Annotated in this window: 15 protein-coding genes and 1 pseudogene; 10 read left to right on the forward strand and 6 right to left on the reverse strand. The window is 68.4% G+C overall.

Going from position 1 to position 21,052, the window contains the following annotated elements; genetic code table 11:
• Window positions 1-138 precede the first annotated feature (138 nt).
• Entirely contained in the window at window positions 139-4,323 is a 4,185-nt protein-coding gene (locus ACVW19_RS34465; protein ID WP_457465046.1) for a hypothetical protein, read from the reverse strand.
• A 455-nt stretch (window positions 4,324-4,778) separates the two neighbouring features.
• On the opposite strand from ACVW19_RS34465, the gene ACVW19_RS34470 reads away from it, so the two are divergent.
• From ACVW19_RS34470 to ACVW19_RS34490, 5 genes are all read left to right on the forward strand, one after another.
• Window positions 4,779-5,027, forward strand: coding sequence for a hypothetical protein (locus ACVW19_RS34470; RefSeq protein ID WP_457465047.1), 249 nt, complete (start codon window positions 4,779-4,781; stop codon window positions 5,025-5,027).
• Window positions 5,028-5,986: 959 nt separating this feature from the next.
• Window positions 5,987-6,862, forward strand: coding sequence for a hypothetical protein (locus ACVW19_RS34475; protein ID WP_457465048.1), 876 nt, complete (start codon window positions 5,987-5,989; stop codon window positions 6,860-6,862).
• A gap of 103 nt (window positions 6,863-6,965) precedes the next feature.
• Window positions 6,966-7,997 carry a DUF3800 domain-containing protein gene (locus tag ACVW19_RS34480; RefSeq protein ID WP_457465050.1) on the forward strand — a complete coding sequence of 344 codons (1,032 nt, stop codon included), beginning with the start codon at window positions 6,966-6,968 and terminating at the stop codon, window positions 7,995-7,997.
• 702 nt (window positions 7,998-8,699) lie between these two features.
• Window positions 8,700-8,924 (forward strand): hypothetical protein, encoded by a 225-nt coding sequence (locus ACVW19_RS34485; protein ID WP_457465052.1) that lies wholly within the window; start codon window positions 8,700-8,702, stop codon window positions 8,922-8,924.
• Between the two features lie 11 nt (window positions 8,925-8,935).
• On the forward strand, window positions 8,936-9,859 hold the full coding sequence (locus ACVW19_RS34490) for a helix-turn-helix domain-containing protein (protein WP_457465053.1): 924 nt from the start codon (window positions 8,936-8,938) through the stop codon (window positions 9,857-9,859).
• 240 nt (window positions 9,860-10,099) lie between these two features.
• Here the strand turns inward: ACVW19_RS34490 and ACVW19_RS34495 are convergent, their stop codons facing one another.
• Window positions 10,100-10,954 (reverse strand): hypothetical protein, encoded by an 855-nt coding sequence (locus tag ACVW19_RS34495; protein ID WP_457465055.1) that lies wholly within the window; start codon window positions 10,952-10,954, stop codon window positions 10,100-10,102.
• A gap of 1,140 nt (window positions 10,955-12,094) precedes the next feature.
• On the opposite strand from ACVW19_RS34495, the gene ACVW19_RS34500 reads away from it, so the two are divergent.
• Window positions 12,095-12,898: an 8-oxoguanine DNA glycosylase OGG fold protein gene (locus ACVW19_RS34500; protein ID WP_457465056.1), complete on the forward strand. Its 804-nt coding sequence runs from the start codon at window positions 12,095-12,097 to the stop codon at window positions 12,896-12,898.
• Between the two features lie 205 nt (window positions 12,899-13,103).
• Here the strand turns inward: ACVW19_RS34500 and ACVW19_RS34505 are convergent, their stop codons facing one another.
• Window positions 13,104-13,289 carry a hypothetical protein gene (locus ACVW19_RS34505; protein ID WP_457465058.1) on the reverse strand — a complete coding sequence of 62 codons (186 nt, stop codon included), beginning with the start codon at window positions 13,287-13,289 and terminating at the stop codon, window positions 13,104-13,106.
• Between the two features lie 88 nt (window positions 13,290-13,377).
• Window positions 13,378-15,813 (reverse strand): Helicase associated domain protein, encoded by a 2,436-nt coding sequence (locus ACVW19_RS34510; protein WP_457465060.1) that lies wholly within the window; start codon window positions 15,811-15,813, stop codon window positions 13,378-13,380.
• Window positions 15,814-16,008: 195 nt separating this feature from the next.
• On the opposite strand from ACVW19_RS34510, the gene ACVW19_RS34515 reads away from it, so the two are divergent.
• Window positions 16,009-16,767 (forward strand): IS6 family transposase, encoded by a 759-nt coding sequence (locus ACVW19_RS34515; protein ID WP_457465061.1) that lies wholly within the window; start codon window positions 16,009-16,011, stop codon window positions 16,765-16,767.
• Window positions 16,768-16,846: 79 nt separating this feature from the next.
• On the opposite strand, the pseudogene ACVW19_RS34520 reads toward ACVW19_RS34515, so the two are convergent.
• A pseudogene (locus ACVW19_RS34520) lies at window positions 16,847-17,172 on the reverse strand (transposase); the annotation flags it as partial.
• A 114-nt stretch (window positions 17,173-17,286) separates the two neighbouring features.
• Here ACVW19_RS34520 and ACVW19_RS34525 point away from each other — a divergent pair.
• Window positions 17,287-17,511, forward strand: a complete 225-nt coding sequence (locus tag ACVW19_RS34525) for a hypothetical protein (RefSeq protein ID WP_457465064.1) — start codon at window positions 17,287-17,289, stop codon at window positions 17,509-17,511.
• Window positions 17,512-17,541: 30 nt separating this feature from the next.
• Here ACVW19_RS34525 and ACVW19_RS34530 read toward each other — a convergent pair whose 3' ends face one another.
• Window positions 17,542-18,003 carry a GNAT family N-acetyltransferase gene (locus ACVW19_RS34530; RefSeq protein ID WP_457465066.1) on the reverse strand — a complete coding sequence of 154 codons (462 nt, stop codon included), beginning with the start codon at window positions 18,001-18,003 and terminating at the stop codon, window positions 17,542-17,544.
• A 460-nt stretch (window positions 18,004-18,463) separates the two neighbouring features.
• On the opposite strand from ACVW19_RS34530, the gene ACVW19_RS34535 reads away from it, so the two are divergent.
• A complete protein-coding gene (locus ACVW19_RS34535) occupies window positions 18,464-18,670 on the forward strand; it encodes a hypothetical protein (RefSeq protein ID WP_457465068.1) in 207 nt (68 codons plus the stop codon).
• Between the two features lie 14 nt (window positions 18,671-18,684).
• The gene (locus ACVW19_RS34540; RefSeq protein WP_457465070.1) at window positions 18,685-21,033 is read left to right on the forward strand and encodes a helix-turn-helix domain-containing protein; all 2,349 of its coding nucleotides are present in this window, start codon (window positions 18,685-18,687) and stop codon (window positions 21,031-21,033) included.
• The last annotated feature ends 19 nt before the right edge of the window (window positions 21,034-21,052 follow it).

Consider the following 21,052-nt stretch of genomic DNA (forward strand, 5'->3'; position numbering starts at 1 on the left):
CCGTCGCGCAGGACACGTTTAAGGGATGCTGTCATCCTCACGTGCCCGTTCCATATGTAGCGGCTGTCGGATGCCTTGTTCTGGATGCCGTGTGTCGGTGTCCTGCAGACGGCGTCCGCCGCCGAGGTCAGCGGCTGCTTACGCCGGCTCGTCGGCCATCTTGCGCCAGTCGCTGTCCTTACCAGGCAACCGGCAGTCCAGTATTTGCGCCGCAGCCAGCAGCGTGCCGTCGTCGGTCAGTTGACGTACCTGTTCGTGTTGCTCGCGACGGACGTCGTCGATGTCGTGGCTGGTCGCGGGGCAGTTGCGTTTCTTGGTGTTCCAGCGGGTGCAGTCGAAGTAGCCGACCAGGAGCAGGCCGGCAGTGTGGGGTTCGCTCAGGTAGGCGCGCAGCTGGGTTCGGGCAGTGGTGGGCAGCTCGGGGTTCCAGCATCCCTTGGCCTCGATGATTACTCTGAGGGTGTGCTGGCCGGTGTCGGGGGGAGCGGGGGCTTCGATCTGTACGTCGGTGCGCAGGCCGGGCAGGCCGTCGCGTCGCACCTGGACTTCTCGGTTGACGACGACGCGGTGGCCGCCGATGTCGCGGCGCAGGAAGGAGGCGACGGCGTCGCTGAGGTCGTCTTCCCAGCAGGGCCAGCACTGGGTACTGGCGTTGAAGCGGTGCCGATCCCGGTTCCAGAGGGTGACGGCCGTTCCGTTGTAGCCCTGCAGGTCTTCCTCCATGGCGGCCAGGGATTCACGGACCAGGTCGAGGAGTTGGCGTGCGTCACGGACGAGACGGGCCTGGCGGTCGGTGGCGAGCCGGATTAGGTGTTCTGGTTCGAGGGGCTGGACGCCGTTGTCGGCCGCTGCGCGGGCAGTGGCGCGGGCGAGCATGCGCAGTTGCCACACCGCGGGATATCTCAGGGCGAGCCGGTGCAGGGCGGCTGCCGCGTGGTGCGCTTCGCGGGAGGCGAGGATGCGCGGCAGGTGGCGCAGCAGGTCGACGAGGCGGTCTTCTTCCTGGATGAAGCCGGTGCTCAGGGGCCGCTGCAGGCGTTGGAGGCCGACATCCTCCAGCAGGAGGGTGTAGAGGTCGACGAGTGTTTCGTCGTCGAGGTGGGCGAGGGGCCAGCCGTCGGGTCCGGTAGGCAGGCTGGTGAGCAGGTCGCGGTACTCCTTCAGGACGGCGGGGTCGCTTAGCCCGCGGCGCAGGACGGCCCAGTGGTCGACAAGGACGTCGTGCTGCAGCAAGGCTCGGGCGGCGAACAGCCACCGTTGCCGTGGCGGCGAGCCGGGCTCGTGCCCGCCCGGGTCGGTGTCCAGGGCGTCTATCAGGTGGCCGAGGGCATCGGGATCGTCAGCTGCGGCGAGTTCGTCGAGGATGGCCCACCACTGCTCGGGGCTGCGATCGCTGTGCAGAGCCCAGGTGTGCAGGAGGGATCTGAGTCCCAAGGAGGCGTCGTGGCCAAGGGCGCCGGCGAGGTCGCGGAGAGTCTGGACTGAGGCGTGGTCGAGCGCGTCCAGCAGCAGCGGGGGCAGCTGGCTTCCGGCGCGCGGAACGCACAGCTGGATCCAGGTGTGCTGGATGTCGCGTTCGTCATCACGGTAGACGGTGTTGCAGGCGAGGGCGATGGCCCAGCCGGCCCAGTGCGCGGGGCCGGCGTGCAACGCTGCCGGGTTGTCGACGAGGGCGAAGGCGGTGAGTTCTGCAGACGGCGGTCGGGCGGACGTATCTGGCCGGAAGTGGGGAGCAGTCAGCGGTGGGAGTTCGGTCAGGAGGTGGACGGCGGCCGCGTCAAGGCGCCTGCCGGGGCCGGTGCCGGCGGCAGGGCGTGAGGGCGCTTGGGCGGCGAGGTTGAGTATGCCCGTCAATTGCCGCGTCGGTGGTGAGCCGTCCGGTGTGCGCCGCAGGCAGCGCAGGAGTTGGTTCCATGCGGTCAGCAGGTGTGAGCCACGGGCGGTGCCAACCTCGTCGAGGGCAGTGTTCAAGGCGGCCGGGTTGAAGCGGCGTTGCTGCCGTTGCGCTTCGGCGTGTGCAGCGCGTTCTTGCTGGTTGCGCCGATAGGTGTCCCAGAAGGCGGTGGCGGCGGCGAGCGTGGGGTGGGCGCGGCGCGCGGTCTCGGCGCGTGCCTTAGTTTGGGTGTCTTCGGGCGGCACGAAGCGGACAGCCTGCCGGGCGCGGTCTGGGTTGAGGGAGGTGAGTTGCTCCCAGCGCTCCATCCAGTACAGCAGGTCGGCGTAGGGCAGGAAGGAGCCGCCGGGGATGGTTGCCAGCAGAAGATGGAAGGGTTCGTCGTCGCCGTGCTGGAGGAGATGGCGGGCGAGCAGGCGCCGGGTATGGGGGCAGCCGTCCAGCGCTTGGGCTAGTTCCTCGAGGGCGGTCTGCAGGGCTGGGCTGTGCAGGAGGTCCTCGTGTCCGGCCAGACCGAGGAGTCCCTCGCCGATGCGGGGTACCAGGTCGAGGGCTGGGGTGTCCTCGTTGAGGCTGACCGCCCGGGCCAGCACGGCCAGGGCCAGGCCGGGGCTGGCAGACTGGGCGTCTCCTGCCTTCAGTGCACGCCGGGCCCATCCGGCTGCTTCAGCGACGGTGCCTGCGTCGAGCTGTGCCGGGACCTCGCGGTGCAGGAAGAACGCTGCTCCCACGTAGGCCGGGTCCGGGTCTCGGATGCGGTCGAGGTAGTCGGTCACAGTCAGGTGGCCGGGATAGAGGTGACGCAGTGCCGCGGCGATCACCTCGGGCGAGGCGTCCTGGGTCAGGCGCACGATCCGGGTGAGGGCGTCCGGAGTGGGTTCGGCGACGCCGGCCAGGGCCGCGGTGCGCACGCCCGGGGCGTGGCGCACGTCCTCGGCTACCGTCAGCAAGTCGTCGGCCAGCTCGGAGCGGGGGCAGGCCCGGGCGATGCTGAGGGCCGCATACAGCAGATGGGCCGCGTCGGCTGCCTGCAGGCGGGGGCGCAGCTGGTCGGCCAAGTGGGGGTGGTTGAGGCGGTGCAGCAGGCTGTGGTCGAGGCTTACCGTGTCATCCCGTTCCAGCAGGGCGAACAGGGCGTTCACCGCGCGCTCCCGTGCGGAGTCGGGAAGGCTGGGCAAGTCGGCCAGGAGCAGGACGAGAGGATCGTCGCGCAGGAGTTCAGCGAAGAGCGTGGCATCGCTGGTGGCGCGCCAGGCAGCGACTTCCTGGTGCGCGGGGATGATGTGACGGGCCTCGCCGTCGCCGATCCACAGCAGCTGGCGCTGCGGTTGCGGCTGCAGGTTACGCATGCGCAGGAAGTGGGCTGCGAGGAACTCCCGGTAGCTGTCGTGGGCGAACACCCAGCGCAGGTCACCGACCGGGATCAGCAGGCTCGATTCGGTCACCTGGCGCAGATTCCACAGGGTGCACGGGATGCGTCCGCCCAGGTGTCCGGGTTCGTCGGCGTCGTCGAGCCGTGACAGCCGCAGGTCTGCCGACGTAGCCGAGTTGTCAGTGTCGGGGGCCTCGGTCACGGCCGTGTACGGGCCGAACTGCAGGGTGGCGGCCAGCCGGGCCGCGACGGCCAGCAGGTGTTCGGGGGATGTCTGCGCCTGCAGTTGGTGCGGGTCGGTGGGACGGCGGTGTTCGGTGCAAAGGCGCAGACACGCCTGAAGGTAGGCGTCGTGCACGGTTGATGGCAGGCGGGCATGGTCGGCATAGCTGTCGAGGAGCTGCAGCATGGTGACCGGATGGGTAGCGAGCGCGATCAGACCCTGCTGCTGGATCGACGCGAGAAGGGCATCGGTGTCCGCCACGCCGACCGCCTGGGCCGCGACGGCTACGTCGTCCCGGCCGAGCGGGGCCAACCCCATGATCTTTATCTGGTCGGGTTGCCAGCGTGTGCGCAAGGTTTCCTCGAACCGGGCCGGCCAGCGTGCGCTGCGGCAGGTGATCCGCAGGCGAAGCCTCTCGCGGTCCGGTTCGGGTACCTCATCGAGCGCCTCGTCCAGGAGTTGGTCCAGCTGGGGAAGGTCGTTGAGGCCTTCGTCCAGGCCGTCGAGGAGGACGTGCCACTCCCCCGGCCCTGCGGGAGGTGTCAAAGCTGCCTGCAGGCGGGTCTGCGCCAGCCGCGTCGTGGTGCACTGCTTCAGCTCCAGCCAGGCTGCATGCACATCGTCGGCCAGAAGAGCATCGTGTTCCTGACGCAGCGCGTATGTCTTGCCCATGCCGCGTTCACCGCGCAACACGATGACCGCGGTGGCCCTCTCCTCTGCCAGCAGCACGCCGGCCTCGGCTTTGCTGGGCGGCCATCCGTAGCGGTGTTGAACGGGCGGTTCGTCCAGCACGAACACTCGCCGCTGCCAGGGAAACTGGTGCTGCTGCGTCAACGTGCTCTCCTGGCGGGCGGGGCCGACTGCTGCTGATGCCACTCTAGAGCCGACAGCGCCAGCAGGACTGTTGCGTGTGTCCAGCTGAACGCCCGTCTTGGGAACGCCGTCCAGCCGACGCAGGCGTCACCGGCCCAGGTGGTCTCGGCCGCCCGGGCTGAAGGCCGACGATGACAACGTGCCTGCGTCAGAACACCTCTTGATGGGGTGATCATGGTTGGGCTGTCGGAGCAGGCCGTTATGGTGCCTGCATGGAATGGGGAGACGTACCGGCGTGGGCTGCCCTCGCTGTCGCGGCGGGGGCTCTTTGGGTCAGTCTGAAGACCCGCAAGGACGGGGCACGCAACGCTGCTGCAGGGGAACGATCCGCTCACGCTGCCGAGCAGGCACTCGCGGACCAGCGTCGAGAGGCAGCTGAGCGCAGGGCGGCTGAGGCGGAGGCAGCACGGCCGAAGGTGAGACTCCGCGTTGAGTACATGGACGGCGATACGTACCGGTTGCGGAACTGGGGCGACGCGACAGCTACCAACGTGGTCAACACCGAGCCCTGCCCCGCGGTGGTCGACTGGGCCGCTCCGCTCACCCTCCAACCCGGCGAGGCCCACCCCTTCATGATTGCTGGCGACTACGACAACCCAGCGCCGACGCAACTCGCCGTCGCCTGGGACGGGCAGGAAGATCCCGTCATCCTGCCGGTTCCGTGACGGGCAGAGCGAGGTCGCATCGGGGCGGTTGGTCTCGTCGTCACCTTCGGCGAACACGTGCCGTCCCGAGTGGCGACGTGGTCGCCACCTGGACCAGCACGGCGCAGGTGGCCGCAGTCTAGGCTGCTGTCCCGGGAAACACGACGATCAGGATGACGGTGGCCGCGGCCCACCGGGGCCACGATGGCACGAGTGACAGTACGGCTGGATGGCGTCGGCGCACGGGGTGCACTCCCTTCGGCACGTCCAACTGGGCCTGCACCTGGTGTTGTTGCGAACCAGCCGGTGCATGAAGGTGATGCTGTCAGCCGGGTTCCGGCACGCCAATCGCCGCGCACCCCATGTCTCACGGCCGTCCCACGGATCTGAGGTTGCCTGTTCAACCCCGGATGAGCATCAGGTCCTGACCGCTGTGCAGTGGGCAGCTCTCCAGGAAGGAGTTGTTGCGTGCCCGTCCCAGTCCACGAGGCCGGAGGGCTTCAGGGGGTCTGGAGTAGTCGGCCACCCATCTCGTCGACCGCTCTGCCCGCGCTCTCCTGAGTGCCCAGGCGTCGCCGGAGCACCCACAGGTCGTGGGGTGGAGGCGCTGCATGGGAAGCGCCACGAAGCTGTCCTGGGCTGATGCCACTTCCTGCCAGTAACGGGTGCCACTAGACGCCGGTAGGCCGAAGAAGGTCTCACCATGTCAGGAGACAGATCCAGGAAATCCGATGATGGCAGAGAAGCGACATGCCTCCACTGGCGCCGAAACGGCACATCGCATCTTCGGCATGGTGGGTGTCCTTCGCTCGAGCAGGGCGCGGCGGCGCGCCGTGCAGGGTTGTGGGGTGGGGCAGCGGGCGGTCCGCGGGAGGTGGCCGGGGTGTTGTGCTGCTGTGATTGATCGTGGCAGTGGGGTGGTGGGTGATGCATCCTCAAGTGGGCCCTGGTTGGCGGGAGAACGATGTAATTTCCACCTCGTGTACACCTGGGAGAGCATCAGCGGGCCCAGCACTATCGACGATCTCGTCGCGGACGCCCATGCGGCCGGCCATCCGGACATGACCGTGCGGCGGATCCACGACTGGATCGCCAAGGGGCTGCTGGACCAGCCGCGGCTGCGTACCCGGCGGTGTGGCTCGGACAAGGCCGAGCACAGCGCCAACCAGCGTCGGCTGCTGCTGCTCCTGCTGGACAAGCGGCAGCAGGTGGCGCGCCTGAGTTCGCTCGCGCAGGTGCCGCTGGCCATGTGGCTGTGGTGGGACGGCTACGTATCCACTCGGCAGGCGCAGCGGGCGTGGGTGACGTGGGTGGGGCGCGGCCGGCGCAGTCAGGAGGTGGCGCGTGAGGGCGCGGTCGGTCTGCTGGAGCAGGTCGGGCATCAGCTGGCCACGCCGACTGCGCGGGCCCGGTTCGTGCGGATCATCACGGAGCTGGGCAACGGCAAGACGCTGACGGTGCGCGGGCGGGCCGAACTGCTGGACGCCGTACGGGACGTGATGGAACCGGAGACGGTGTTCGCCGCTAGCGGCCTCGTCCGCGCACTCGGCCCCGCGGGGGCACCGATGACCGTCGACGCGGTCGTGACCCACGTCGAGGCCCTGCGCACGGCGCTGTGCCGCACCCTGGACGGAAAGGTGGACGGCACGCTGCTGGAACGGGTCCGGGCCGTGCAGCGTGCTTCCACGGCCGACTACCTCGCCGTGCGCAGCGGTCTCGCCGCCGAAGCCGGACAGCTGGCCGACCTCTTCCGCCAGCCCACCCTCCAGCAGCAGTTCAACCAGGCCGGACACCAGCTCCTGCTCGTCCTCGGGATGCACCTGGTCTACCGGCGCACAGGCGTGGGGTGGGCCTGAGGGCAGGCGTAGGTTCTGACCGATCCGGTGAGGTGGCGGCGGATCGGGCTCGGGAGGGCCTTTTTGGGTGGCCTTCCGCCCGTCTGCCCGGCATGCTCCGAGGATGGATACTGCCTCCGATCTCCTCCCCGTCGTCTATACCGACGAGTCCTCGAACTCTGGGCAGAACCTTCTCGATCCCCATCAGCCGGTGTTCACACTGGCTGGGGTGCATCTGTCCGACGAGCTGGCGGCGTCGATCGTGGATGAGGTCCGATCCCAGCTTCCCTCTACTCAGGGGGAGCCCAAGTACGGTTCTCTCGCCCGTTCGTCAGGGGGCCGGAAGGCATTGAAGAGGGCCTTTGGGAGCCTGCCCGAGGGGAGCGTTCGCAGCTTTTTCATAGACAAGCGGTTCATGGTGGTCACCAAGCTGGTCGACGTTCTGGTAGAGCCGCTGGCCGACGCGGACGGTCTTGACCTGTATGAGGACCAGCGTGGTCTGGCGTTGTCCGATTTACTACGCATGGCCGGCCCGGTCCTCGGTGACGAGGCGGCGTTTCAGCAGATGCTCCATGCCTTCGTCGACTGGGTGCGTCAGCGGGTGGCGACCGAGGATTTCTTCACCGCCATAGCCGCCTACAGGGCGTCCATCCCGAAGGAGCACGCGGACTTCGCCGGTTGGATCGAGCTGCTGGAATGCTGCCGAGGGGTGGCCGACGCGACCGCCGCCGACCTCGCGGCCGACAAACAGCGCGACATCCTCGACCCGGCGGTGCCGGCGCTGTACTGCCTCTGTACCAGCTTCGGCGAGGCTCTCGAGCGGTTCCGTCTCGTTCATGACACCTCGAAGGTGATCGACCGGAACGCGACGCTTCTGCGCATGGTGCATCTCCTCCCGGACCTCGCCCGTCCCGGCTACTTCAACGACCCGCTTCCGGCCGTGCAGATCGACTTCGCGGACAGTACTTCGCACCCCCAGCTCCAGATCGCGGATTGGGCAGCAGGTGCGGTACGGCAATGGGCCGCCCACCTGGCAGTCGGTGGCGGTGACCGGTTCTCGGAGGAACTGGCGGACGTGGTGCAGCCCTGGGTGGTCGGCGCGGTATGGCCGACTGGGGAAGTCGATCTGCGCGCGTCCAGTCCAGGAGGACGGTGACCGCGTCGCGCTCAGGCAAGCGCGACGGCTGAGCCGAGCAGGCGCAGTCCGCGCGCCAGCTGCTCGTGCAGCATCTCAGCCGCGTCCCGGAGTCAGGACTATTCCTCATCGGCGCTGCCCGTTCCCGGGGGCGGCGTCGTGTCCGGATGCCGGGAACGCCGACGGCCGGTACCGAGGTGGTACCGGCCGGGGTTGGCGGGCGCGGGCCAACGCGCCTGCCGTGTGTCCTGAAGGGCTCGGGCTTGCGACCAATCTGCCGTCAGGCGACACCGACGGATGTTGTCGGCATCGTTGTTGGGCAGCGTCCTACCGATAGGGGCGATGGTGCAAGAGCGCCGGAACGAATGCTGGGCCGCACGGAACCCGTCCAGGGGTTCGGGGGGCGATCCTGTGCTGGAGCAGAGGGCCAGGGCGTGAGGCAAGTTCCCTGCGGGTCACCGGAACATCTGTGAGGCCGCCAACCGGCGAAACGGGCAGATCGGGCAACGGTGCGGGCGGGGGTCCGGGCGGCCGTGGAAGGCTGGTGCGTACCGCGCAGCCTCGCATCCGCAGGGCCAACTGCCGCAGGGCTGCGCCTGCTTGCGACCAACAGCCCGGGTCCCGGTTCTTCGTTGCCGGGGCCCCCGTCAGGACGGAGTCCTGCTCGTCATGCCCCACCAGCTCCCCTCCCCCTCTACCCCCGCGTCGCCGGCCGCTGGCGAGGTGCCCGCGGGGCGTCTGGGGCCCACGCACACGCTGATCCTGCTGATCGCGTTCCTGGCGTTGGGCACCGTCCTGTTCCTCAAGGGCACGCCGATCAGCGACATCCTTATCCTGCTCGGCGGATGCGGGGCGATCGGCGCCGCCACCCTCGCCGCGGCCGGCGGCGGACGCCGACTGTTGGCCGTCCTCGTGGAGGTCGCGGTGCGCTCCGGCGCGGGCAAGTAGAGGAGAGGGCAATGACCTTTCCCCGCCCTGACGGCCCGCGCCCGCCGTTCGCCGGTCTCGCCGAGCACCTGACTGTCCTGCGCCGGGCGGCGCGGCTGTCCCAGCGTGAGCTCGCCGCGGCCGCGGCCGTCTCCCGCGGCACCGTCCAGCGCGCCGAGTCCGGCTTCACGGCCCCCTCGACGGCCGTGCTCGACGCCCTCGTGCGGGCTTGCGGCGGAGACCGGGCGGCCCAGGGCCGTGCGCACGTCCTGCGCATGCAAGGACGCACCGAGCAGCGTGGCCGTCTGCCTGGTCTCAAGGCTCCCGCGTCCGGCCTCGTCCATACCTCGCAGGACCTCGGTGCCGCGCTCGCCGCGGAGTACGAGCGCGCCGGTGCGCCGCCCTTGAGCCACTTCTTCAGCCCCGCGGAGGGCCACAAGCCGATCCCGCGCACGACCGCCTGGCGCATCATCAGGCGCCAAGGGCTGCCCGCCGACGCCGAGCAGCTGCAGACATTCCTGGATGTCTGCCGGGTCGGCCGCTCATCCCAGCGTCACTACAGGGAGGCGTACGGACGTGTTCTCGCGGCACGGCGCAGCGCGCCCCCGCGTCACACCGTCCGGCGCACGCCTGTCGCTGTACCAGTCCGGGGTACCGACAAGATCCCCCAGTACTACAGGGACCTGTTGGACATCATGCCCGAGGAGAACATCGAGACCGTCTTCGCGTTCGGCATTGCCCACTTCGTCGCCGGGCAGGCACACCGCAACGGCACCGCTCCGCCGCGCTCCCTGGAGCAAGTTATGCAGATCGCGGTAGATTTGTTCGTTGAAGCAAACCGCCTCCCGGCCGCCCGGGAACGCGACGTCCGGCTCTTCGGTCCGGACAGGCTTCTCGTGGAGGCCAAAGAGTCCGTCAAGGATCCGGGGGCGTGGGATCTGTTCACGCGGCGGTAAGGGCTGGATCCAGTGTCCGGTGGCGGTGCGGCGTGGGTCGCGAAGGGCAACCGGGGCCGGGGAGCAGACGCGCGGGGTCGGGCAAGGCGTGGTGGTCCCAGCCGGCCCTGGTGTCGGCCGGACCGCTTGCCTACCGGGCCCGGCCGGGGGTGGGGCGCCGGAGGGCGGTTACGGCTCCCCCGCCGTCGAGGCGGGCCGCACCCCTGCCCGGGCGGGCGTTCAGGCGAGAACGAAGTCAAGTCATCCGCCCCTGATCACGTCCAGGACATCAAGGAACTGGTGCACGCGACGGCCGTACAGCACGGCGAGGATCACGATGCCGCAGCCGCCGATGACGTAGGCGTCCGCGCCGTCGGGCAGCGGAAGGAGGGCAACGCCGACGGCGCAGGCCGCCACGAGCACGGCGGCAGCTGCCAGGCGGAGGGGCTCAAGGTCCCGGGCCGGCGTCAGGTCTGCGGGGAGGTGCTGCTCATCGAGGAGTGCACCGATGTGTCCGTTGGCGACGCGCTCAGCGATTGTGGCGAGTAGGGAAGCCAGCGGCGCGAGCGCAGCATCCCCGTCGCTGTCGATGCGTGCCTCCGCGCGGCGCAGGGCCGCTACGACGAGCCCTGCGTGGCCCTTGAGCTGCTGCCTGCGATGGGACCGCACGGGCAGGCGGCCGCTCGTGCGATGCAGGCGCATGACCTCGTCTTCGACTCGGGACAGTGCGCGAGCCAGCCGCCGCAGTTCCTTGGGCTGCTTCTGCCACCGCGCCTTCCTGACGCGAGCGCACACGGAGATCGCATTCGCGGTCGCGCTGATGGAACGGAACCGGGTCGCCATACGGGTTGACTTGGACAGGGACCAGCCGCGCCCTGCCGAGGTCGCGAAGGCCAGCACAAGGGGGACGACCCAGAACAGCAGGAAGATCGCCGCCGCCACACACGGCACCAAGATCGAGATGCTCAGCGTCTCCGAGACGGTATCGAAATGCCCGCTCCGCAGGGCCTCCCAACCGTCAACAGGCACCTGAGCGAACGGCTTCAGCGGGGACCACAGCCTGCCCTTCACACACGTTGTAGAGATGGCGTCGACCCACAGCACCGCGACGAGCATGGCAGGAATCTCAATCGCGGCAAGCACCAGAGGGGCGCGTGGTGCCTCGCCCGGACGGCCACTCGCAATCGCCGGGAGGCCGGCGGAAGCCCTAGCTCACCAAGGTCGCCGTTCAGTCTGGCTATGGCTTCGTCCGCGGCCTTCCGGCTACGTGCTCGCAGCTTCCCCCTCATGCCACCCACTATCTCGCGGCAGAGCCATGGGGCGGATGGTGTCAAAGAAAGTAGAACTATGGTCTTGTTGTCACTCGTACTTCCCCATGCCATTTACTACTTGGGGCAGGGTCAGCAACCCGGTAGACCACGTAGGGGTGCCATGAATCGCAGGATCACCGTCGCTGAGTTCCTGCTCAGACGTGGTCTCCCCGCCGACTGGCGCTACGGCTCGCCCCTCGGACGCGTCGACGCCTGTATCCACCGCGCCCCCGTGGCCGCGAGCCCGGCCACGCCTTCCGGCTCATCAACGGCCGCTTCCGCCAGGTCATGACCTACGCCCCGGCGAGCAGCACGTGCTCACCGAAGCGTGGGAGGCGTACGGCTGCACCGCCGGACAGTACGTGCCCCCGGCCCGCCCGCGGCCGCCCCCGCCCGCCGCACCGACCCGGTCTGGCGCGGCAGCGGCGACGCCATGCGCTGGGCGCCGCCACCCGGCACCATCCGTAACCCGCCGCGCCACCACCCAACCCGCTGAAGGGGGAGTCCTGTCGGACACGCTGCTCCGGTCCCTGGACCTCATCGAACCGGGCGACTGATCATCTACCACGGCTCCATCCCGGAGCTCCACGGCCTGTGGCTGGCCGTACCCCTCTGCGACGCCGCCTACCGGCTGCCCTCTATGTCCTGGCCCGCCCGGCTGCGGCTCGCCGACGCCCCACTGGAGGTCCGGCCGCCGCGGCTGACAGCGGTGCCCACCCAGCAGCCTCCCGGCCCCCCTCCAGCCCGTCCCGAGATCCGCCGCAGCGAGCTGCGTGCCTTCCTAAAACAGCTCACCCGCGCACCTGCTGATCAGCCTCCGACCCCGGGAAGGGGGAGCGGGAAGCCATACTGACCTCGCCAGTACGGCACGTTCGGGCGGAGATGCCGGCTGCCTACGAGTGCGGGACGCAGGGGCCTGGCAGCGGTCAGGACTTAGGGGGCGGCTATGAACAGACAGGATCGGGCGGATGCGGTCGACCGGGAGATGGCCGCGCGTCTTCTGCCTGATGCAGCGTTGCAGGCGTTGGGGCGCTGGTGGGACCGGAACAGGGCAGAGTTCGCGGACGGGTCGCCGGGCGCGCACGCGGTCCGCTACACCCCCAGCCGGTGGGGGCACATCACCCCTTGGCCTTCGGCGCTTGCTTCGGCATCCCACCCGGGTGATGCCGTAGTCAGCAGGGCGCAGGTGGCGTCGATCGTCGCGGAGGCGCTGCGGCGCGAGGCTTACCGGGAGGCTCTGGTCGCCACCTATGTGTGGGGGAAGGGTAAGCGCGGCTCCCGTAGAGGCAGCGGCCCCGTCACCCTGGACAAGATTCTGACCGCCGGGGGCCTGGATGCCGCGCTGGGTCGAGCCGTCACCACGTTGAGCGAGCAGGACGCAGAAGCTGCTTACGCGGGGCTCCAGGGCCTCGTTCCCGAGTTCGGTCCGTCGTTCTACACCAAGTTTTTGTACTTCGCCGGCAAGTCGGTTCGGTCGGCGTCCGGCCCCCAGCCGCTCATCCTTGACCAGGTTCTGGCCCAGCAAATGCGGTCCCTGGCCCAGGAAGTCGGCCGGGAGACCGGCCACGACCCCAACGGCACGATCGCCAGCTGGGTCTGGCGGGACGCGAACTGGTCACCGCACCGCTACGCGGTCTATCTCTCCTTCATGCAGGCGGCCTCCCGCCAGGCATCGGCAACGCCCCTGTGGCCGTCCGACGCCACGCCCGACCTACTCGAGTTCGCCCTGTTCAGCACCTCATGGACGTGAGACCGTCGGCATTGGCCGGTGTGGGAGGCGTCTTCACGTGCAGCCAGAATCAGCCGGGCCGGGAACGGACGTTCGCTGCCGACAGCAGCCCCGTGTCCCCGTCCTCCTGAGCACCACCCGCCGGCGCGGGCCTGGCTCGTTCACTGGCAGGCCGCACCGGGTGGCGGTCCAGGCGTGCCTGCCCGCGCCGGGGACTGTCGGAGCCCTATGGAGCGCCAAGTGGCAGCTTCGGCTCGAGCCCGTTCTGCGGGGCGCTTGGCTGGGAGGTGGACGTCTGGGGCAGTACCTGTGCCAGCTGGCGGTGGATCCGGTCGGCTTCACCGCGGACCTGGACGGGGATGTCGCCGCGTTCGGCGACGAGGCGGTCGTAGACGGGAGTCTGCGAGAACACGGTGGGGCGGTTTCCCTTCAGCAGGCGGTTCGCCGGACCGGCGCAGCATGCGGCCCCGGCGATCACTCCCCCTTGCCCAGGCAGGCGTTCAGGCCAGGACGGCGGGGACGGCGTCCTCGGTCGTCCAGTCGCCGTCGAAGAGCGCGGCGACCAAGCGGACGTGTGTGTCCGGGAGCTGGTCGGCTCGGTGCTTGGTGCGAGCCTTGGCCAGCCAGGCGCCGATCCTGACGGTGTCGCCGTCGACCCGGATGGTCTCGCGTGCGGCGGGGGCGCGGCCTTCGCGGTGGAGAAAGAGCTCCAGAAGCTGGACGGTCTGCTCGAAGGTGCGGCGGGCGCGGCGGGTGGGGGCGAACGGGTTGCTGTCCGGAGTGAGGCCAAGGACGGTCATCAGCTGCTGCTTACCGGGGTGCAGGGTGGGCCAGGTGGTGAGCTGGCGGTGCAGCCAGGAGCCGATCTTCACCCCGGCGAGCATGGTGTCGCGGGCGAGCGCGGCCGGGTCGGCGCCGTCGGCGAGGTGGGCGCGTAGCAGGTGGTATTTACGGTGCCAGTCCGCGCCGTGGGGCAGACGCCAGTCGGGGGCGAGGGCGGTCAGGGCGTCGGCGCGGGCCACCTCGAGGGTGTTCTTGGCTGCGAGGTGGCGTTGTTCGGCGAGCCACGCGCCAACGGGGGTGGTGGCGGGGACGGCGAGGTGACCGTGGGCGCGCAGGTAGTCGGCGGCCGCGGTCAGACGGGCGCGCCATGCGGCCTCGTGCTTGTCCCAGATCATGTTCAGGGCGTCGAGTTCGGCGATCCAGTCGGCTTCGAGGCGGTCGGCTTTGGCCGCGTCGCGCATGGTGGTGATGAAGGCGCCCAGCGCGTAGCCGGTGAGGTCGGTGTAGTCGGCTGGGACGTCGAGGTGGCCGTGTTCGTCGCGGTAAGCCTGGGCCGCGGCCAGGCCGAGGCGGCGGGAGCGGGAGACGGTCTGGTCGCGGGGGTCGAAGCAGGCCAGGTCCATGGCGCGGGCGATGCGTTCGGGGTGGACGGTGAAGTCGAAGTGCCAGCGGCGTTCGATGACGTCGCTGGTCTCCTTGGGCAGGCGGTTGGCCTTGTCGGGCAGGCGCTCGAGGATGCGGTGGTCGTGGCTGGCCAGTGCGGTGGCGATGGCCCAGACGGGTTCGTAGGCGGTGCCGAGGATGTTCTCGCCGTCGGCGCCGGGCGGGACGTAGACGGGGACGATCAGCGAGGCAATCTTGCCGGAGACGTCCAGGCGCAGGGCGCGGCCGAGGGCCTGGACGCAGCGGATGACGCTGCGGGTGGGGTCGGCGAAGACGATGGCGTCGACGCTGGGGATGTCGACGCCTTCGGCGATCAGGCGGGAGTTGGCCAGGATCGCGGACTCGGCGGCGGCGAAGCCGGCGAAGGTGTCGGCGCGCTGGGCGGGGGTGTGCTCGCCGTGGGCGAAGAACAGTTCGGGGGTGATGTCCGGGCACAGGCCGGGGGCGGCCTTGGCCAGTTGGCGCAGGGTGTGGGGCAGTTCGCGGGTGAAGCGGCGGGCGTCGGAGACGAGGTTGAAGTAGACCAGGACCTTCTTGAGGTTGTGTTCGGTCATGGTGCGCAGGACAGCCAGGTGCAGGGCGGTGGTGCGCAGTGCGCTGTTCCCCTCCTCGTTGTTGCCATCGTTGGAGTGGGAGGTTCCAGGGGTGGGGAGGTTCAGGCGGCGGCGCAGGTCGGCATCGGTCAGGGTGGGCACCACGATGCGGTAGTCCGCCGCTCGGCCGTCCTCCACCGCTTGGGCGAGCGGGTACTCGAAGACCTTCTTCCCGTACACCTGCTCGTTGTCCATGGAGTTGGTAAGCGCGTCCGCTTCGGGGGCGTGGCGGGAGCGGCGGCGTGGGCGGGCCGTGTCGGCGGAGTCGGCCAGTTCGGGGGCTTCGAAGATGCGGGGTGTGGCGGTCATGTAGAGGCGGCGGTCGGCCACGATCCGTTTGGCGTCGTTGACGGCCGCCCACTTCTTGTCGGCGCGGCCCGCGATCCGGTGCGCCTCGTCCATCACCGCCAGGTCGAACGGCGGCACCGCGTACCCCGTGCTCTGGGTTTCCTCGATCTTGTTAAGGGAGTCGTAGGTGCAGATGATCGTGAGCGCGGGAATGTGGTCCTCCCCCTCCCCCACGACCGACATCAGCCCGCCCAGCGCGTGCGGGTCGGTGGTCGACATGACGCGCGCCGCGACCAGGTCGTCTCGGCCGCTCGTGTCCAGGGAGGAGAAGATCACCATGTGCTCCAGGTGGCCGTCGCGGCGCCAGGCCAGCGCCGTCTGGGCCGCCAGGTCGAGGGTGGGCACCACGAACAGCACCAGTCGCGCGCCGAGTTCGTCCGCTACTCGGATTGACACCAGCGTCTTGCCGGTGCCCGTCGCCGACACGAACAGTCCCCGTGTCCCGGCGCGTCGCAGATGCCGTACCAGCCGCTTGACGGCCTCGGCCTGGTCGGGAAAGAGGCGCGGCTTCTCGGGACGGCCGGGTCGCGGCAGTTCGACCACAGTCATACAGCTCTTCCTTGATCCGAAGCAGGCGGCGGCCGGGCAGGCGGCGCAGCCGCCGAGGCTACCTGGCCTGGGACCACACGGCAGGCCAGCCGCGCGCGGAGGAGGCCAGCGGTGTGCCCTTCCGGGTCGTGGGGCGGGGACGGCGATGGATAGTGTGCCCTGTAGGGCGTTGTCACGTTGGCTGACCGGCCTGGGATGATCTTGGAGTTGATCGTGCCGGGGAGGGGTTCGTTCGTGTCGTCCGCGTCGCCGTCGTACCAGGGCCACCGGTACCCGGTGGAGGTGATCGCCCACTGTGTGTGGCGGTACTTCCGCTTCCCGCTCAGCTTCCGCGAGGTCGAGGAGTTGATGCTCGAACGCGGTGTGCTCGTCTCCTACGAGACGATCCGGCGTTGGTGCGCGAAGTTCGGGCAGGTCTACGCCAACGCACTGCGCCGACGCCGGCCCCGGCCCGGTGATAAGTGGCACCTGGACGAGGTCTTCGTGAAGATCAACGGAGAGCTGACGTACCTGTGGCGGGCCGTCGACCAGAACGGCACCGTGCTCGACATCCTCGTCCAGAACCGGCGCAACAAGGCCGCGGCCAGGCGCTTCTTCCGTCGGCTCCTCAAAGGAATCGGGGCCGTGCCGCGGGTGATCGTCACCGACAAGCTCCGTTCCTACGGCGCGGCGCACCGCGAGGTCATGCCCTCGGTGGAACACCGCTCGCACAAGGACCTGAACAACCGGGCCGAGAACTCCCACCAGCCCACCCGGCAGCGCGAACGCGCGAGGAAGGGCTTCCGCTCCGTCGGCGGAGCGCAGCGGTTCCTGTCCGCGTTCAGCGGCATCTCACCGCACTTCCGGCCACGCCTCCACCTGATGACAGCCCCTGGCTACCGAGCCGAGATGACCATTCGCTTCGCCCTCTGGGACCAGGCCACCGGCGCTGCCGGCCGGCTCGCCGAGGCCTGAGCACCGGCCCGGAACCCGACCCCCGCCACGCCCCGACGCGCCGTCAGAAACCCACGCTCCCAACAACGTGACAACGCCCTACGAGCGCGTGTGTGGCCGGTCGAGCTCGGCCGCGAAGAAAGACGCCGCGGCCTTCAGGATCTCGTTCGCCCGTTTCAGCTCGGCGTTCTCCTTCTTCAGCCGCTTCAGCTGGGCTGACTCCTCCGTCGTCGTCCCCGGCCGGGAGCCGTTGTCGATCTGGTCCTGACGGACCCACTTGCGCAGCGTCTCGGTCGTCCCGATCCCCAGCTTCGCGGCGACCGCCTTCATCGCGGCCCACTCGGTGTCGTAGTCGGGCCGCACCTCGGCGACCATGCGCACCGCTCGTTTGCGCAGCTCAAGCGGGTAGGGGGAAGGACGTGCCATGACTCGATCCTCTCAAATGATCGAGTCCCTACCGAACCCGGAACGGTTCATCCTTTGGATACGGCTTGGGCACTGCAACATCCTTCCAGGCTGCCTCTCAGCAAGCCAGGTCAGGTGTCACCGAACTCTGCAGCAGTCCCGTATGACCACAAGCCCGGCACCCTGCTGAAACTCTCCCGCTACCTCCACCAGCGGACCGGCGGCTACATCGCCTCCCTCAACGACCTGATCTGCCAGGCCGCCCAGGAAGTCATCGAAACCGCACATGCGACCGGCGCGGAAGCCATCACCAGGCGACTCCTCGACGACATCCGTATCGGCCGCGGCGACAGCAGGTGACCGTCTGACGTGGTGGAGAGGCAATAACCGTCATGGTCCGGCAGGCGCCCAGCGCAGGCGCAGCACCTTCGCATGCGTCTGCTCACTGTCTGGCACGACGGCACACCGCAGGTGTTCGATCCAAAACCGCACGGCGCCCACACGCTCACGCTCGACTTCGACGATGACCTCGTCGGCGCTCTTGCAGACCTCTTGAAGGACATGACAGGCCAGTTGGTTCCCCAGACGCCTGCCCCGCACCCGCGGGTCGACCACCAGGTACTCCAGTACTGGACGATAAGGGCGTGGCTCGTCGGCTGCCTGCGTGCCCTTGAAGCCGTTGGCGACGACGGCAAGACCGGCGAGACCGTTGAAGTCCGGGCAGGTCATGGTCCAAAATCGCGGCTCGTTCACGGCAGACGGCAGGTCCGCCAGGGGCCACTCCCTGCGAAGCAGCGCCTTTGCCGCATCTTCGTATTCACACAGGCCAAAGGCAATCCGTGCTGGGGTCATGATCCTCAGTTTGACGCCTCCGACAGGCGTGCCGCCGTTGAGCTCGAGCCCTGTATGAGTCGGCTGCGGGTGGGCCGCGCGCTGGGCGCGCGGCCTCACCGCTGACCGGGCGCACCCCAAATGCGCTAGCGGTCTAGGTGCCCTGCACGCGGTGTCCGAGGTGCAAGCTCCTGTACACAGGGTGTCTCAGCCTGACCCAAGGAGGCAACACAAACCCGGACACGCCCGGGATAGATGTCCTTGATTTCGAACCGCCGTACCGATAGCAGGCCTTGAGCAGGGCAAACACGTAAGGGAACTTCCTTGGACGCAGGTGGGACAATCCGCTGAACTCTATGTTCCGGGTGGAGCGGCAAGCGTCTGATCCGGCAACATCAGAGATGCGTGCAGCGGCGGGTTGCCCCAAACCTCCCGCCGGCGATGGGCACGCATGTCCGAGGTAACTCAAAGGAGTTCATGCATGAGTAAGCCCCTGCTCTGTGTCGAGGACGGCACGCCGGTCCCACGCCCTCTGTCCGAGACGGTCACGGTCGTCGCCGTGCTGATTGTGGTGCTCAGCGCACTGAGTTCGGCGTCCGCCTGGCACGGCGCCGTCCAGGCGCTGGTGGCCGAGACGGTCGCCGCCATGGTGGTGGCCGTGGTGAAGCCGTCGATGTACGACCGTTGACGACTGGTCCTGTCATGGCGGGACGACGGGAAAAGGAACTTGTTGCCCGGGTGCCGGAAATGGCAGAGGTGGCGCGTTGGTTACGGCAGTCGCGCCACCTGTCCGGCCTCACCTACGAACAACTCGTCCAGGCGACGAAATTCAGCAGAGGAAGCCTGCACCGGGCAGCGAGCGGCTGGCGCTCGCCCTGGCCAGTGGTCAAGGCGTTCACCCAGGCTTGCGGCACGGATGTGGACACGGCCAGGGCGCTGTGGCTAAAGGCCAAAGAGGCATTGGAGGGCACAGACCAGGTCCCGGATGTGATCGCAGTCGAGCACGTGGACACTTTCGATGGACTGCGTATAGCTATGGGTCACTTGCGTGTTCTGGCAGGTGGGCCGAGCCTGCGTGAACTAGCTGAGCGGAGCGGGGGGAGGCTGACGCGCAGCACCTTGGCCAACGTTCTTAACGGGACATCGCAGCCACGCCGGGAACTGGTGGAGGCGTTCGTCAACGTCGTGGGCATGGGAAGTGACGAGGCAGCGGGGTGGACAGCAGCGTGGGATCGTGCCCAGGATCAGATGCGTAAGGCGCGCGGGGCGACGGCTCCGATCAAGCCTTTTACAGTGGTGCCGTCTCCGGCTCTGTTGTCGACCCTCGGTGATTTGCCTCTGTCCGACTGGGCCGCCGTCGCAGAATTGGTGGATGTTGTCCGAAAAGGTGTTAATGAGGGGGTCCTTGCCTCGGTCGCAGTCGACTTTCAGCATGAGAGAACTGTGCTCGAACGCGACATGATCACCATCTCCTGCCCGGGTGCCGGCCTCGGCCGCGAAGCCATCCAACAGTTGTTCCGGATCAGTTGGACAGGCGGGCCCCAAGACCAGAATGAGCTCGGCCCCAACTTTCTCATCGCCTGTTTTCGGCTGGGCTCGCGCATCACGCTGCGCACCGCCCAGCGACAGGAACCTGCATGGAACGTCTTCACTCTTGACCTGGCTTCCCTCACCTCCGGCACCTCCTGGCGGATCCCCATCGGCGCGGAACCTAAGACAGAGACCGGACAGCAGGGCATACGCATCACCATCGAATCCCTGCGCTCTGTATGGTCTTCAGGCAGACAACACCATCTGCGGCGGCACTTGGGCGACGCCTACAGCTTCATGCTGCGCGAACAGCAGATGCAGTTGACCGTGTCCGATTCCGTTGTGGCTCCTCGAAAGCCGTGCATCTGGGGAGAAAACCGCTTCGCCCAAAGACACGGCCAGAACATCAGCGCCGTGCAGAAGATAGACATGGTGCTGGCCACGCTGTACCGGTGCAGGGACTGCCGGCATACGAGCCCACTCGGCTCGTCGTCCTGCCCGCAGTGCCAGGGAACGCGGCTGGAGCAGACGGAACACCGTGTGTGGGGGTGGCTGGGCGTTCAGCGCTACCTGCACCAAATTGACTACGGCATCGACTTCTACCGCAACGGCCGAAAGATCCTGGCCAGGGACAAGCGGCTGTTCTCCTTCAGTGAGGACCCTGAGCACGCGATGGTGGAGTACCCGGCGGACTGGCCTGCGAAGGGGAGGCTGGTCGGTGAGATTCACTGCGACCACGTGCCCGTCAACTTCACCAGTACGGCGTTCGACTACGACAGTCCGGAATGGCGTGGAGTCGTCCATGCTGTCCGTGGCTCGGGGCCGCTCACCCCTCTGCGGGCCCAGAAACTGGGATACCCGCCCAACACCAGTCCTCTGGCCACGCTCTTTGGCGCATTCCGCAGGAACGACCCCGGACTGCGGTGCCTGATTCCCGGAGACGGTGTCCGCGCCCTGCACGAGTCTGCCGCCGCCTGGGCAGAGCGTTTCCACAAGGGAGATCCTGCCTATCAAAGTGACGAGGTGTGGTACGACGCCGCGCTCAACCACGACATGCCAGCCCCGATCACGACCGCGGTGGTTGACGATCGCATCGATCTTGTGAATCTTGATCCGGAGGATCTCAGCGACCTCGTCCACCGCCTCTTCATGAACATGCATGACCCCACTGAAGGGCCCCGGGAGCTGATCGGGCCGGGAGCAGCAACCACCGTCTTCAGAGACAGGTCTTGCTCCGGCGAGCGCTGGGTGCTGCAGACACGACGCAGTCAGCATGTTGTGCCGCTCGAGACGGTTCACGCTCTGGCCGGGCAGATGCTGGACGTGCAGGCTGTCCGGGGCATCCTGGTCACCACCAGTTGGTTCGGAGCGAGCAGCCGTGCATTCGCGGCCCGCTCCGGTCGCATCGATCTTGTCGATGGTCGGACCTTGAAGTCTCTCTTGCATGAACACCTGGGTATCGAGGCACGGCTGCGACTTAAGCGTCTTCCGCCGGAATGGGATGTGGGAGACCTTGCCTGACCCTTTGAATTCCGGTTTC

It is taken from the genome of Streptomyces sp. TE5632 (assembly GCF_054061295.1).